Origin of the sequence: Bradyrhizobium sp. HKCCYLS3070 (assembly GCF_051167575.1) — a bacterium.
Classification (GTDB): domain Bacteria; phylum Pseudomonadota; class Alphaproteobacteria; order Rhizobiales; family Xanthobacteraceae; genus Bradyrhizobium.
This window is the reverse complement of record NZ_JBNPTI010000001.1, coordinates 1,804,369-1,818,038: the sequence shown is the minus strand read 5'-3', so window position 1 is coordinate 1,818,038 and position 13,670 is coordinate 1,804,369. Positions and strand designations below refer to the sequence as shown.

General features: G+C 65.6%; 13 protein-coding genes. 8 read left to right on the top strand and 5 right to left on the bottom strand.

Annotation, left to right across the window (positions count from 1 at the left end):
* Nucleotides 1-36: 36 nt before the first annotated feature.
* Nucleotides 37-1,215 carry a saccharopine dehydrogenase family protein gene (locus tag ACQR03_RS08440; protein ID WP_315755025.1) on the top strand — a complete coding sequence of 393 codons (1,179 nt, stop codon included), beginning with the start codon at nucleotides 37-39 and terminating at the stop codon, nucleotides 1,213-1,215.
* Here ACQR03_RS08440 and ACQR03_RS08435 read toward each other — a convergent pair.
* The 3 genes from ACQR03_RS08435 to ACQR03_RS08425 all read right to left on the bottom strand — a co-directional run bounded on the left by ACQR03_RS08435 (nucleotide 1,212) and on the right by ACQR03_RS08425 (nucleotide 5,327).
* A complete protein-coding gene (locus ACQR03_RS08435) occupies nucleotides 1,212-2,486 on the bottom strand; it encodes an O-antigen ligase family protein (RefSeq protein WP_315755022.1) in 1,275 nt (424 codons plus the stop codon). The two genes, ACQR03_RS08440 and ACQR03_RS08435, sit on opposite strands and share 4 nt — an antisense overlap.
* An 87-nt stretch (nucleotides 2,487-2,573) precedes the next feature.
* Complete coding sequence (locus tag ACQR03_RS08430; protein WP_315755021.1) at nucleotides 2,574-4,103, bottom strand: undecaprenyl-phosphate glucose phosphotransferase; 1,530 nt, start codon at nucleotides 4,101-4,103, stop codon at nucleotides 2,574-2,576.
* Between the two features lie 153 nt (nucleotides 4,104-4,256).
* Nucleotides 4,257-5,327, bottom strand: coding sequence for a glycosyltransferase family 4 protein (locus ACQR03_RS08425; protein WP_315712597.1), 1,071 nt, complete (start codon nucleotides 5,325-5,327; stop codon nucleotides 4,257-4,259).
* On the opposite strand from ACQR03_RS08425, the gene ACQR03_RS08420 reads away from it, so the two are divergent.
* Nucleotides 5,277-5,429 (top strand): hypothetical protein, encoded by a 153-nt coding sequence (locus ACQR03_RS08420; protein ID WP_315755033.1) that lies wholly within the window; start codon nucleotides 5,277-5,279, stop codon nucleotides 5,427-5,429. The two genes, ACQR03_RS08425 and ACQR03_RS08420, sit on opposite strands and share 51 nt — an antisense overlap.
* 325 nt (nucleotides 5,430-5,754) lie before the next feature.
* Complete coding sequence (locus ACQR03_RS08415; protein WP_315755019.1) at nucleotides 5,755-8,058, top strand: GumC family protein; 2,304 nt, start codon at nucleotides 5,755-5,757, stop codon at nucleotides 8,056-8,058.
* On the opposite strand, the gene ACQR03_RS08410 is transcribed toward ACQR03_RS08415, so the two are convergent.
* Nucleotides 8,055-9,287, bottom strand: coding sequence for a GNAT family N-acetyltransferase (locus ACQR03_RS08410; RefSeq protein WP_315755017.1), 1,233 nt, complete (start codon nucleotides 9,285-9,287; stop codon nucleotides 8,055-8,057). The two genes, ACQR03_RS08415 and ACQR03_RS08410, sit on opposite strands and share 4 nt — an antisense overlap.
* 275 nt (nucleotides 9,288-9,562) lie before the next feature.
* On the opposite strand from ACQR03_RS08410, the gene ACQR03_RS08405 reads away from it, so the two are divergent.
* The gene (locus ACQR03_RS08405; protein WP_315755015.1) at nucleotides 9,563-10,624 is read left to right on the top strand and encodes a polysaccharide deacetylase family protein; all 1,062 of its coding nucleotides are present in this window, start codon (nucleotides 9,563-9,565) and stop codon (nucleotides 10,622-10,624) included.
* On the opposite strand, the gene ACQR03_RS08400 is transcribed toward ACQR03_RS08405, so the two are convergent.
* Entirely contained in the window at nucleotides 10,625-10,846 is a 222-nt protein-coding gene (locus ACQR03_RS08400) for a DUF2842 domain-containing protein (protein WP_315711497.1), read from the bottom strand.
* Nucleotides 10,847-10,948: 102 nt separating this feature from the next.
* Between ACQR03_RS08400 and ACQR03_RS08395 the strand changes: the two genes are divergently transcribed.
* From ACQR03_RS08395 to ACQR03_RS08380, 4 genes are all read left to right on the top strand, one after another.
* Complete coding sequence (locus ACQR03_RS08395; RefSeq protein WP_315755012.1) at nucleotides 10,949-12,037, top strand: COX15/CtaA family protein; 1,089 nt, start codon at nucleotides 10,949-10,951, stop codon at nucleotides 12,035-12,037.
* Between the two features lie 638 nt (nucleotides 12,038-12,675).
* Nucleotides 12,676-12,969, top strand: a complete 294-nt coding sequence (locus ACQR03_RS08390) for a BrnT family toxin (RefSeq protein ID WP_315750855.1) — start codon at nucleotides 12,676-12,678, stop codon at nucleotides 12,967-12,969.
* 4 nt (nucleotides 12,970-12,973) lie between these two features.
* Nucleotides 12,974-13,174, top strand: a complete 201-nt coding sequence (locus ACQR03_RS08385; protein ID WP_315738305.1) for a hypothetical protein — start codon at nucleotides 12,974-12,976, stop codon at nucleotides 13,172-13,174.
* A gap of 109 nt (nucleotides 13,175-13,283) precedes the next feature.
* Nucleotides 13,284-13,520, top strand: coding sequence for a transcriptional regulator (locus ACQR03_RS08380; protein WP_315750857.1), 237 nt, complete (start codon nucleotides 13,284-13,286; stop codon nucleotides 13,518-13,520).
* Nucleotides 13,521-13,670: the final 150 nt, after the last annotated feature.

The window sequence follows — 13,670 nt, the reverse complement described above, 5'->3', positions numbered from 1 at the left end:
CGGTGGAATCCATCCGCCGCGGCCCAGAGAGCAACCATGACGTCGGCTAAATTCGACATCGTCGTTTATGGTGCAACCGGTTTCACCGGCCAACTCGTGGCCGAGTATCTCGCCGCGCGCGGTAGCGGCGAAGCCAAGCTGACCTGGGCCATGGCTGGGCGCAGCCGCGACAAGCTCGCCAAGGTGCGCGATGCGGTCGGAGCGCCGCCTGATCTGCCGCTGATCGTGGCCGATTCCAGCGACCCCGGCTCCATTCGCACGATGGTCGATCAGGCTAGACTGGTGTTGACTACGGTCGGACCCTATCAGCTCTACGGGGCCGATGTGCTCGCCGCCTGCGTCGCTGCGGGGACCGATTATGTCGATCTCTGTGGCGAGCCGCTGTGGATGCGCCAGATGATCGAGAAGCATCGAGATGAGGCGGAGCACAGCGGTGCAAGAATCCTGTTCTCGTGTGGCTTCGACTCGGTGCCGTTCGAGCTCGGCGTGCTGTTCGTGCAGCAGCAGGCAAAACAGGTGCTAGGTGCGCCACAGCCGCGCGTGAAGGGGCGCATTCGCGGCATGAGCGGCTCGCTGTCGGGCGGCACTTCGGCGAGCGCCAAGGCAACAGCGGCGGCATTGACCGCCGATTTGAGCCTTGTGGCGATCATGAAGGACCCGTTCGCGCTGACGCCGGGATTCACCGGCCCGAAGCAGCCACCGGCCAACCGACCGATCTATGAGGAGGATCTCCAGTCTTGGGCCGCGCCGTTTGCAATGGCGCTGGTCAACACACGCAACGTCCATCGTGCCAACGTGCTGATGGGTTTTCCGTACGGGCAGGACTTTGTCTACGACGAAATGGTGCTGACGGGCGATGGAGAGGAAGGCCAAGCCAACGCCAAGTTGGTCATGGCGGCAAATGCCGAGAAGACCGGCCCGAATGCGCCCAAGGTCGGGGAGGGGCCCTCGAAGGAGATGCGGGACAACGGATACTTCGACCTGTTGTACGTCGCAGTGTCTCCCGACGGACGGCGCGTTTGCGCGTCGGTGAAAGGGAAGGGCGATCCCGGCTACGGTCTGACGGCGAGGATGATCAGCGAATGCGCCATCGGCCTGCAGCGCGATGGTGCCGTTGTGAAGGGCGGTTTCTGGACGCCCGGCGCCGCGCTCGGCGACAGCTTGATCAAGCGGCTGGTCGACCACGCCTGCCTGACGTTCACGGTGGAGGATTAGTAGGCTGCGATGTGCGGGCCGATCCCTGCGGATCGGTTCGCCTCGGCCTGATGGGCGCGCGTGGCGGCGATCATGCCCCACATCGTGCCGAGCATCAGGAAGAAGTGTCGCCAGTGGTCGGTGTCGATGATGAAGCTTTCGCCGACGGTGCCGAGGAACGCCGAGAACACCGCGATGTAGGTGCGCTGCCAGGGCACGCGCACGAACAGATAGCGGAAGCCGAGAATGACAGTGGTGAACACCAGCGCGGGATAGCAGATGCCGGACAGCCAGCCGCCCGACATGAAGGCGTTCAGATAGGAGTTGTGGGTGTCCTCGGGGAAGTAGTTGTGGAACTGCAGCGGCCCGATCCCGAACGGCAGGTCGAGCGCCATGTCGGCGCCGAGAATGTGGCGTCCGAAGCGTCCGAAGCGGCCCTCGTCATAGCTCTGGTCGAAGCTTGCCCGCTGCTTGAACATGTCGGCGATGGAATCGATCGAGAGCAGAACGCCGATCAGGACGATGCCGGCCACGACGGCCGCCAACGTCATGAAGATGATGCGGGAGCGCTCGCCCCGCGTCTGGCTGGTGAGCACCATCATTGCCAGCATGAAGGCGGCGGTGAGGACGAGGCCGCCCCAGGCCGCGCGCGAGAAGGCGAGCAGGATGGCGAGCGCCATCACGCCGAGCGCAAAGCTGGCGCGCAATGTCGCGGCGAAGCGGGCGGTCACGACGTTCTGCAGCGCGAGCAGCGCCGGCAGGATCAAGAACGCGCCGAGCACGTTGGGGTCCTTGAACGTGCCGCGCGCGCGGCCATACAAGGTGAGGAGATCGTAGCCTCCGGGCACCAGATGGAAGTAGCCGGCGACACCCGCGAGGGCCGCGATCGCGCCGCCCATCACGAGGCCGCGCCGGAGCATGTCGAGCCGCGCTTCGGTGTCGTCCGACGTGAGCATGGCAATGAAGATCGCCGTGAACGCCATGTACCAGGAGGTGGCGATCCAGGTCGCGATCTTGGAATCGTCGAGCAGCGGTATCGCGCTGATCGTGTAGCCGAGATTGACCAGGACCAGCAACAGGAGGAGCGGCAGGAAGACGAGGCGCAGCCTCATGCCGGTCGCGAAGAACACCGCGGCGGAGGCGAGCGTGACAAGCTCATAGGGGCTCGGTTCGATGAACACGATGGCGCCGGAGACCCCGACCAGCCAGACCAGCGCGCGCTGCAGGGCGACGACGCCCGGAGGGGCCATCGGCCTGGATGCGAACTCTTCGGCTGCTGCCGTCACGGCCATCGCGAACTCACACTCATACGCAACGCACGGCGGGATCGGCCAGACACGCGCGCGAAGCGGACGTGGGCCCGCTCCGGATCCCCGCAATCAATAGGCGTTCTCGCTCTTGGTCATCAGCGCCAGCGGCGTCTTGAGCAGGATGTAGAGGTCGAACAGCACGGACCAGTTCTCGATGTAGTAGAGGTCGAACTCGACTCGCTTCTGGATCTTCTCCTGGTTGTCGATCTCGCCGCGCCAGCCGTTGATCTGGGCCCATCCAGTGATCCCCGGCTTGACGCGGTGGCGGGCGAAGTAGCCGTCGACGGCCTCGTCGAACATCCGGTTCTGCAATTTGCCCTGCACGGCGTGCGGCCGCGGACCGACCAGCGAGAGGTTGCCCTTGAACACCACGTTGAACAATTGCGGCAGCTCATCGAGGCTGGTCTTGCGGATGAAGCGGCCGACGCGGGTCACGCGTGGATCGTTCTTGGTGACGACCTTGGACGCCGTGGGATCAGCCTGATGGTGATAGAGCGACCGGAACTTGAAGACGTCGATGCGCTCGTTGTTGAAGCCGAACCGCTTCTGCCGGAACAGCACCGGTCCCGGGCTGTCGAGCTTGATCGCAAGCGCAACCAGCGCCATCACCGGCAGTGCGAGCAGCAGGATGAGGCCGCCGACCAGTCGATCGAACAGCATCTTCATCACCAGGTCCCAGTCGGTGATGGGAGCCTCGAACACGTCGAGCGTCGGGACCGCGCCCAGATAGGAGTAGGAACGCGGGCGGAAACGCAGCTTGTTGGTATGGGCCGAAAGGCGGATGTCGACCGGCAGCACCCACAGCTTCTTCAGCATGTCCAGGATGCGGGTCTCCGCCGAGATCGGCAGCGCGAACAGCACCAGGTCGACGCGGGTGCGGCGGGCAAACTCGACGATATCATCGACCTTGCCGAGCTTCGGCGCACCGGCGCAGGCCTCGAGCGATCGCGAGTCGTTGCGGTCGTCGAACACGCCGAGGATCTCGATCTCGGAGTCGTCCTGCGCCTTCAGCGCACGCACCAGGTCCTCGCCGCTCTGGTCGGCTCCGACGATGATGGTCCGTCGATCGAGACGTCCTTGCCTAGCCCAGCTGCGGATCAGGTTGCGCAGCACGACGCGGCTCGCGATCAGCGCGCCGAGCCCCACGAAGAAGAACGCGGCGAGCCAGAGACGGGAGACTTCGCTGCCGATCTTGGCGAAGAAGGACAGTCCTATGAACAGCAGGAACACGAAGCAGTAGGACGAGACCATCCGGGTCATCTGCCGCACCTGGGCGCGGAAGACCTGGATCTGGTAGATGTCGGCGGCCTGGAAGCACACCACCGTGCTCACGGCGAGGCCGACGATGGCAACGAGATACTCCCAATGGAAGCCGCTGAGCGGCACCACGTAGCCGAAATAGACGGCGCTGCCGACGACGCTCAGCAGTACGAAATCGGTGATGCGGACGATGCCGGCGAGGACGATCGGAGAGTAGGCGCGGTGAACCTTCTGATTGGCGACCGCCAGGGCCGCCGGCGACAGGCGGCGACGCCGTTCAACGGCCGGCTTGCCTGCCGCGGCCGTCGATGCGGCCGTGGCCGCAGCAGCATCCAACATCGAGCGAGCGTTGATCGGTTCCACAGTCGTACAAGCCCGGATTATGTTTGTTAGTATTTGTGGTCATGTAAGCGCTGATAGCGCCGGGGGAAATTCCCCACCGGCGGGATTAAGGGCCAAATCGGAAGAAACGGTTAGCGATGGTAAATGACGTCAGGTCTTGGTAAACGCCTCGCGGTAGCTGTCGAGCACGCCCTCGACCATCGCCTTCTGCGAGAAATGCTGGAAGATCCGCTCGCGCAGCGCCTTGGCGCGCAGCTGCGCGGTAGCCGGATCGTCCAGTGCGGCTGCAATGGCGTCGGCCAGCGCGGTCGCGTTGCCTGGCATGAACATCGCGTCGTCGTGCGCCCCGAAGATCTCGGGGATGCCGCCGACCCTCGCCGCGATCATCGGAACCCCAGCGGCTCCCGCCTCGATCACGACATAGGGCATGGAATCGCCGCGCGACGGAACGACGAGCAGTCGTCCTTTGGAAAATCCGTCGCGGGCCTTCACATGGCCGATGAAACGCACCGCGGCCGCAAGACCGAGGCGTTCGACCTGGGCTTTGAGCTTCGACATCTCCTCGCCGTCGCCGCCCAAGGTCAGCGTCAGCGGCCGGCCACGGGAGCGCAACTGCGCGACAGCGTCGATCAGCAGATCCGTGCCCTTGATGTGCCTGAACTCGCCGACATAAGCCAGGTCGGTCTGGTCCTGAGCCGGCGTGACCGGGTCGAATTCGCCTGCAGTGACGCCGTTGAAGACGCAATTCACCAATCCGTTGGGATGGCCGATCATGCGCTCATAGGTATCGCGGGCGAAGGCGCTCTCGAACAGGAAGAGATCCGTCCGGTTCATCAGCGCACGTTCAAGCCGGCCATACAGCGCGCCTTTGAGCGTGTCGAGCGGGTAGTGCAGCGAGCCGCCGTGAGGCGTGTAGATGCGGATCGTTCCTGGCCGATGCGGCAGCAGGCGTACGAACGCGCCGGCTTTGGCGCCGTGGCCGTGCAGCACGTCGGGGGCGAGCGCGCGGGAGAGGCGATGGAATCGGCTGAGTGCCAGAATGTCGCTCGGCCAAGGCTCCCGATGAATGGGAACGCGGTGCACGCCGAGTGTCAGGCGAGGCGCGATCTGGGCCAGCGCGGCATCGGCGCGTTCGCCGCCGGTCAGGCTGTCCGCAATGATGCCCACGTCATGCCCGCGATCGACCTGGCCGTTGGCAAGGTCGAGGATGTGCCGAAAGATGCCGCCGACGGGAGCTCTGACCGCGTGAAGGATTTTGAGAGGTTTGTTCTGCGACGGTGCCATGTCGAACTCGCCCGCGCCATCGGCCTGCGCGTGGTTTAGCCAGGCGTCGCTGCGCGAGCTGATCTGACGACTGGCGGATAGAGGAAGCACGGGCGCCTCTCGTCGCTGAATATTGATAGCTCCAACCTCGATAGAGGCTTGATGGTTAACAAAGTCTCACTTGTCGTCACTGCCGGGCAGGTTCGCTCCAGCATTGTGACGATCTGGCGCAAGCCTACGTGTTGCAAGCAGCATTTGGCGAAGGATGACGATTGTTCGATAGGGCGAGGTTGCAGGCGCTCCGGTTAACCCGTCAGCAACCTTAATGGAGTGTAATTGTACCACGTATGGTAGCGGCGTGGCGTAGGTCTCGCGGGAGTGGATGATGCGGTTGGCGTTCTGGCGTGCCGGCGAGAAGACACAGGTTGACGGAGCCTCCGTCCGACCCGTGACAGGCTCGCCATCGTCGGCGGAGCCGGGCCCGGCCGGCGATCTCGATCTCCGGCTGGTCGGCCGCGCCTTGGCACGAAAGCGTGGCTTCATTCTTTTGCCGACGCTGCTCGCTCTCGTTCTGTCGATCACCGCGGTCAACATGATCACGCCGCGCTACAAGTCCGAAGCGCGGATCCTGATCGACGGACGCGAGAACGTGTTCGTGCGGCCGAACGGGGAGCGTACCGAAGAGCGGACGGCACTCGATGCCGAGGCGGTCACGAGCCAGGTGCAACTGGTCCTGTCGCGAGATCTGGCGCGCGACATTATCGCGAAGAACAGGTTGGGCGAGCTGCCGGAGTTTGATCCCGTCCTGCGCGGCGTGTCGCCGCTGAAGTCGGTCTTGGCGATGGTCGGGCTCGTGAAGGACCCGCTTGCCATGACGCCGGACGAACGCGTCATGGATGCCTATTACGAACGCCTGACCGTCTACGCCGTCGACAAATCGCGCGTCCTCGTCGTCGAGTTCCAGTCGCAGGATCCGGCGCTTGCGGCGAAGGTCGCGAATTCGATCGCGGACGGCTATCTCGTTGTTCAGCAGAACGCTCGGCAGGCGCAGGCGAAGTCCGCCAGCCAGTGGCTGGCCGGGGAGATCCAGGGCCTGCGCAAGAAGGTCGAGGAGGCGGAATCGCGGGTCGAGGAGTTCCGCGCCAAGTCGAATTCGTTCATGGGGACCAACAACACCTCGCTGTCCAACCAGCAGATGGGCGAGGTCAATACCCAGCTCAACAATGCGCGCGCCTTGAAATCGGATGCCGAGACCAAGGCGCGGCTGATCCGCGAGATGCTGCAGAGCGGCCAGCCGATCGAGGCGTCCGAGGTGCTCAATTCGGAGCTGATGCGGCGCTTGTCGGAGCAGCGCGTGAGCCTGCGCGCGCAACTTGCGGAACAGTCGTCGACGCTGCTCGACAATCACCCGCGCATCAAGGAACTGAAGGCGCAACTGGCTGATCTCGACCGCCAGATCCGCGACGAGGCCGGCAAGATCTCCCGCTCGCTCGACAGCGACGCGCGCATCGCCGACGGGCGGGTGCAGATGCTGAGCCAGAGCCTCGATCAGGCCAAGAAGCAGGCCACCTCCACCAATGGCCTCGATGTCCAGTTGCGGGCGCTGGAGCGGGATGCCAAATCGCAGCGCGACCTGCTGGAATCGTATCTCGCCAAGTACCGCGAGGCGAACACCCGTGAGTCGCTCGACACGCCGCCGGCGGATGGGCGGATCATCTCGCGGGCGGTGGTGTCCAACACGCCGGCGTATCCGAAGAAGCTGCCGATCGTGCTGATCGCGACATTGGCGACCTTGATGCTGACCTCGGGCGTGGTCATCACCGGCGAGCTGCTGCGCCTCACGGCTCCGCGTGCGGTGGGCCCGGCCGCCCCGGCCATGAGCAGCATGGCCGATGTCATGGTGCTCGCGGCGCGGGTCGAGCCGATGATCGCCCCGCGTACGGTCTCCGCATCGCCGGCCGTTGCACCACCTTCGACGTCGGCGCCGGTTGAGGCCGCGCGTCCGGCTTCGGTACCGCCGCCCCCCACGGCCATGCAGCCAGCCGAGGCGCCGTCGGCCGAGCCGGTCAAGCCTGCGCCGCCACCGCTGAACGAGTTCGAGCAACTCGCCGCCGATCTGCTCGGCGCGAGCGAGGGCGCCCGCAAGGTCACCGTGCTCGGCACGGCCGGCGGCGAGGCCGTCACGTCCACTGCGCTCGCGATCGCCCGCACCATGGCGGCGCAGGCGCGCGTGGTGCTGGTTGACCTCGCCGGCAGCCCGCAACTGCTTGCGGGCGTCTCGGTCGATCCGGCCGCGCCCGGGCTGATCGAGCTGATGCTGGGCGAGGCATCGTTCGCGTCCATCATCACCAAGGACCAGGCCTCGCGGCTGCACATCGTCAATGCTGGCCGTCCCGGCGCCGACCGCAGCCAACTGCAATCGCCGCGGCTCGCGCTCGCGATCGACGCACTGTTGCGCGTCTACGACCACGTCCTGCTCGACGCTGGCAATGCCTCCGACCTGCCGGCCGAGCTGCTGACCGCGGGCGCGCGCGCCGTCGTCGTGCCCGATCCCAAGATGGCTGCCGAGGCGCGCAGCCAGATGAGCGAGCAGCTGCGCGAGGTCGGTTTCGGCGCCGTCACCATGCTGAAGGCACCGGCCGGAGGCGCCAACCGCAACCAGCCGGGGCCGCGCGGCGTCGCCGCCTAATCTTCGGCCCTCTCGTCAGCCTTGGCGGCGCCGCCGCGCGATTGCAGCGCGCCACGCAGCTGTTGTGCCAGACGGAACAGGGCAGGGCTGTGCTTGACGGCATGCTTGGCCCGTCCAACCGCAGCCATCGTCGTCGCGGCGACGCGCCCCCGCGCGGTCAACGACATGAAGCTGTCGAAGATCGGCTCGTCATTCTTGCAGAACATCCGCTTGTAGTCGTCCGATCCGATGCCGAGATCGAGGGCACGAAAATCCTGTTGCGCGTAGTGATCGATGATCGAGCGCATCAGGATCAGTCCGGGACTCCAGCGCGCATTCTCCGACAACGTGTAGGTGTTGAACATCATCGAGAAGCGCGCCCCGTCGGCCACGCCGGCAAACAGTGCGATGATCTCGGCGTCGCAGCGCAGTGCGTGGATATCGATGGCGCGATGCCCGCAGTCGAGCTTTGCCATACAGGCGCTTCGCACGAAGGCCTCGATGCAGGGCTCGGCGAACACGTTCGGCAGCCTCTGCTCGGCCATGCGGATCGGCTTGGTGCGGAAGAACCAGTCGAGCAGTTCGGCGATCTCGGCGTCGCTGCTCGCGACCATGTAGCGGTAGCCGGGCAGCGTCTGCAGCTTCTTTTCCTTGCTCTTCAGCCGCTTTCGGAACGAATTCGACAACAGCGCCGTCGGCGCAGCCCCCGGCGGCATCAACAGCACCGGACAGTCGTTCACCGACGGCTGGTGCGGCCATTGCGCCAGCGGATTGGCGAGATCGCGCCAGCGCTCCGGCTGCTGTGTCAAGGCGAGCAGGTCGACACCGCCGCGATCGCGCAGCCCTGCGAGCAGGACGTCGAGATCGCCGGCGCTGGCGCGCGCGGCGAATTCGCGATCCATCAGCGGCATGTTGAAGGTCGTATGCTTGCCGCCCATGAAGGTGGCGATGCGCACGCCGCAGGCGTGCCGCAACGTCAGCGGCAGCAGCAGCAGCGGGCGTTGCTCGGCATCACGCCCGATGACGATGAACGGCGTCGCATGTTCGCGCGCGCCGACGTCGCGCTGCCATGCGCCGAGCAGATCGAAGCGCTGGTAGGGCGTCGAGACATGTTCGGGGACTTCGAGCGCGCGCCAGACCGGCTCGGCGGCAGCCAGATCGGACACGATCTCCACCCGCGCGAGCCCCGACGGCAGCCGCCGCGCGGGCGCCTGCGCCGTCCGGCTCTCGATCACGGCGGCCATGGTCATCGCGCAGCTCGCGTTGTCGTGGAATTTTGTTGCTTGACGTCAGGAGACCCTCGCAAAGAAGTCTCAACAAAAGGTAATGGCAATGACGTCGTCCCAAATCGGGAATGGCACAAACAAAGACCTGTTCAAATCGGCAGCGGCCACGCGATCTTGACGGCGGACGATCGCTATCATCGGATGGCGGTGATCATGACGCGATCGCGCCACGGTCTGTCCGCATCAGGTGGGCGCGGACGGTCTGGTTTCAAGTGGGATTCGGGGAAGGGGCGCGGGAATTGTCGTCGGACAACAGGTGGCTGCGCAGCGCCCGGCTCGAGCTGGCCTATTTCAGCGGTGGCACGCTGCTCGCGTCGCGCGCCACGGGTGGCGCGGGCGCCGTGCTGCGGTTCGAGCGCGTGCGCCCGCGGCGCAAGGGCGCGTTCCAGCCGCTGAAATGCGCGGAGATCACCCCCGTTTTCCTCGACAAGGTGATCCGGGCGCTGAGGCGCTGGGGCTATGACATCGTCTCGCTCGACGAGGCCTGCGACCGCGCCGTGCGCCTTCCCCAAAGCAGCCGCTTCGCCTGCCTGAGCTTCGACGGCACCGCGAAGGACCTGATCACGCACGCCTATCCGGTGCTGGCGCGCCACGGCGTGCCGTTCACCGTTTACGTGCCCTCGGCCTTCCCCGATGGGCTCGGCGAAGCCTGGTGGCTGGCGCTGGAGGCCGTGATCGCGCGCGAGGCCCGCATCAGCCTTGTGATCGATCATCGTGAGCAGCGCTTCAACGTGGTCACGCCGGCCGAAAAATATGAGCTGTTCGCGTATCTTTCGGCGTGGCTGCGCAAGCTGCCACCGGCCGAGCTGTCGATCGCGATCCGCGACCTCTGCTCGCGCCATTCGGTCGATCTCGCCGCCCTCAGCCGTGAGGCCTCGATGGACTGGGCCGACATCGCCCGTCTTGCCGCCGACCCCAACGTCACGATCGGCAGTGCCACCGTGCACTATCCCGTGCTCGCCAATCTCCGGGATGCCGACGCCCAGCGCGAGATCACGATGGGCAAGGCGGTGCTGGAGACGGCGCTGCGCCGCCCGGTCCGGCACATGGCGTATCCGTTCGGCGACCGCTATTCGTTCCGCCGCAGCGACGTCGTGCTCGCCGAGCAGGCGGGCTTCGTCAGCGCGGCCTCGACGATGCCAGGCGTCGTGCAGAGCGAGGGCCGCACGCATCTGCACATGCTGCCGCGGATCGCCTGGGACGGCCGCTCGCGCTCGCTGCGCGCATTGAAGGTGCTGATGGCCGGCATCACCCTGCCGCGGGAAAAATCCGCGCCGCCGCCCAAGCTCGATCTCGGCTGATCAGCCCTGCTGCCGCTCCGGATCCGGGCGCAGCATCCAGCTCACGATCGGCATCGCCGGCAGCACCCAGCCCATGCCGACGACGACGTAATACACCGCCTGCAGCCAGCCGGAATTGGCGATCAGGGGGAATTGCGCCATCACCATGCCCATCATCGACCAGGCGAAGGCGAGCAGGAGCAGCGCGACGGCGCCGATCAGTTTGCGGGTGCGGATCGTCATGACGGGATTGTCAGCCTCGGCTGGGGGCGGCGCGGCTTGCGCGCGATTTCCCCGGGATTATAAGGGCCTGTCAGCCCCGGTTCAATCGAGCGTTCAACGTCCATGACCACGGTTCCCCGCACACGAGATCTCGCCGCGATCCGCATCTGGCTGCTCGCCGTCGCCGGCCTGATCGCGCTGATGGTGCTGGTCGGCGGCGCCACGCGGCTGACCGAATCCGGGCTCTCGATCGTGGAATGGAAGCCGGTCACCGGCACCCTGCCGCCGCTGTCCGCGCAGGCCTGGACCGACGCCTTCGAGGCCTACAAGACCATTCCGCAGTATCGGCAGATGAACGCCGGCATGACCCTGCACGAATTCAAGACCATCTTCTGGTGGGAGTGGAGCCACCGGCTGCTCGGCCGGGTCATCGGCATGGTCTACCTGCTGCCCTTCCTGTGGTTCCTGTGGCGCGGCGCCGTCTCCGGGCCGCTCGGCCGCAGGCTGTGGCTGATCTTCGGCCTCGGCGCGCTGCAGGGCGCGGTCGGCTGGTGGATGGTGGCCTCCGGCCTCACGGAGCGCACCGAGGTGGCGCCGGTCCGTCTCGCGACGCACCTCTCGCTGGCGCTGTTGATCTATGCGTCGATCGTCTGGACGCTGCGGCGGCTCGCGCCGCGCGAGGAGGCCGAGGTGCCGGCGCGGCTGCGGCTGACGGCCTGGGTGCTGGTCGGCGTCACCTTCGTGCAGCTCTATCTCGGCGCGCTGGTCGCCGGCCTGCGCGCCGGCCTCGTCTACAACACCTGGCCCGAGATCGACGGCGGCCTGATCCCGAAGGCGGCCAATCTGTGGATCCATTCGCCGTGGTGGATCAATCTGTTCGAGAACGACCTGACGGTGCAGTTCATGCATCGCATGACCGCCTACACGCTGCTGGCATTGGCAGCCTGGCACGCCTTCGACGTGATGCGTGCCGGCGTCGGCCGCGACGTGGTGCGCGGCGCGCACCGGCTGCTCGCCGCGATCTTGGTGCAGGCCGTGCTTGGGATCTTGACCCTGCTGGCGCTGGTTCCGATCTCGCTCGCGCTGCTGCATCAGGGCACGGCCATCATCGTGCTGACGTTCGCCGTGCTGCAAGCCGAGCGCCTGTCGCCGCGACGTACGGCTGTTGTCGCCGTGCCGCAGGCGGCGGTGGCTGCGGGGCAGGTGGGGTAGAGTTTCTCTTCCGTCATTGCGAGGAGCCGAAGGCGACGAAGCAATCCAGAGTCGCGCGCGGGACTCTGGATTGCTTCCGCCTTCGCTCTTCGAGCTTCGGCGGACAAGTCGCTTCGCTCGCAATGACGTGGAGACATCAGTTTTCATCCTCGCGCGCGATCACGCCGAGCTTTGCCGATCGTTTCACCCTCGAAAACACGCGAGGGCGCGGGGAAGGCCGGATGCCTGGCCGGCACCCATGGCCCGCGTGCAAAGAAAAAAGCACGCGGCGGTCACCACAGGTACGGCCGAAAACACCCGGCCTTCCCCGCGCGATGGTTTTAACGCTTATACGCGATCTCCCCGGGGACCGGGCTGTCTTGCCCCCGTCACCTCATGCGATGCGTGAGCACCGACACGAGACTTAGCGCCAGCGTCGGGGCGCCAGGACCACGCGATTTCGCCGTCCGTGACAAGCCGCTCGTCCGCGCGAACTTTCGTCCGCACACGGCCCGCCACGTCCACCGCATTCCCAATCCCACGCAACTGGACGATCCGGAAGCGCCCCTCGGCTGGACAGGAACAAAAAGAGAACATAAGCTGATTTGCGTCGTTTGGCAAGCGTGGCGTGTCGCGGACATCGCCGGGTGGGGCGGACCATGCAATTCGAGTTCGATTGGGATCCGGCCAAGGCAGAGAGCAATCTGCGCAAGCATGGCGTTGCGTTTGAGCGGGCGATGAGCATCTTCGGCGATCCGTTGGCGCTCTCGCGTCTCGATGACGGATCTGGCGCAGGCGAGGAACGATGGGTTACGATGGGACGCAATATTGCTCACGAGCTACTGCTGGTCGTGCATACGTACACGGAGCTATCGGCAGACCGCGCAGCGATCCGCATCATTTCTGTCCGTCGCCCGACCCGGCGCGAAATCCGCTCCTACGAGAATGGGTGATCCGATGAAGGATGAATACGATTTCTCGAACGCCGAACGCGGCAAGTTCTTTCGCAAGGGCGCGCGAATGCTGCCTCCGGTGCATCTCGAGCCTGATGTGCTCGATCACCTGACCGGGCTGGCCAGCGCGCGGGGCGTATCGTTGACCGAATTGGTCAACACGCTTCTCAAGGAGGATATTGAGCGGATCGAGGCTGCGAAATAGCTCTTTGGGAGTTTCTGCGAGCACCTCATGATGCCTTCGCGACCGCGACACGGTTCGGGCGCGCTCGGACCGCGATCCGGCGTTTCGCGAGGCGTTGTTCCAGGAAGCCGTGAGTGCGCTGCTGCGCGGAGAGGTCGATGACGGCCGCGCCGGCCTGCGTGCGTATATCAACGCAACGATCGGCTTCGAGGCGTTGAGCAACGCGCTCGGGCGGCCGTCGAAGAGCCTGATGCGCATGTTAGGGCCATCCGGCAATCCCACGGCCGAGAACCTGCTTGGCGTGATCGGCGTGTTGCAGGCAGAGACAGGCGTGCAGTTCGACGTGCGCGTCGTGGTCGCGGAGTGAGTTACTGGCGCGCGCGGATCAACAAGATCACAGCTGCTCTCAACCAATGAAGAACGAATACGACTTCTCGAACGCCGCCGCTGATCTCGGCAATATCCGATGGCCGTCCGTCGCAGGCGACCACGGCGGATGAGGCTAGTCTCCGCCGTT

What these genes read in the sequence shown, in the direction of transcription:
- ACQR03_RS08440 (WP_315755025.1), top strand. Translation starts at nt 37, where the DNA reads ATGACGTCGGCTAAATTCGACATCGTCGTTTATGGTGCAACCGGTTTC.
- ACQR03_RS08430 (WP_315755021.1), bottom strand. Translation starts at nt 4,103, where the DNA reads ATGTTGGATGCTGCTGCGGCCACGGCCGCATCGACGGCCGCGGCAGGC.
- ACQR03_RS08415 (WP_315755019.1), top strand. Translation starts at nt 5,755, where the DNA reads ATGCGGTTGGCGTTCTGGCGTGCCGGCGAGAAGACACAGGTTGACGGA.
- ACQR03_RS08420 (WP_315755033.1), top strand. Translation starts at nt 5,277, where the DNA reads ATGCCCGCGATCGACCTGGCCGTTGGCAAGGTCGAGGATGTGCCGAAA.
- ACQR03_RS08435 (WP_315755022.1), bottom strand. Translation starts at nt 2,486, where the DNA reads ATGGCCGTGACGGCAGCAGCCGAAGAGTTCGCATCCAGGCCGATGGCC.
- ACQR03_RS08385 (WP_315738305.1), top strand. Translation starts at nt 12,974, where the DNA reads ATGAAGGATGAATACGATTTCTCGAACGCCGAACGCGGCAAGTTCTTT.
- ACQR03_RS08395 (WP_315755012.1), top strand. Translation starts at nt 10,949, where the DNA reads ATGACCACGGTTCCCCGCACACGAGATCTCGCCGCGATCCGCATCTGG.
- ACQR03_RS08410 (WP_315755017.1), bottom strand. Translation starts at nt 9,287, where the DNA reads ATGACCATGGCCGCCGTGATCGAGAGCCGGACGGCGCAGGCGCCCGCG.
- ACQR03_RS08400 (WP_315711497.1), bottom strand. Translation starts at nt 10,846, where the DNA reads ATGACGATCCGCACCCGCAAACTGATCGGCGCCGTCGCGCTGCTCCTG.
- ACQR03_RS08390 (WP_315750855.1), top strand. Translation starts at nt 12,676, where the DNA reads ATGCAATTCGAGTTCGATTGGGATCCGGCCAAGGCAGAGAGCAATCTG.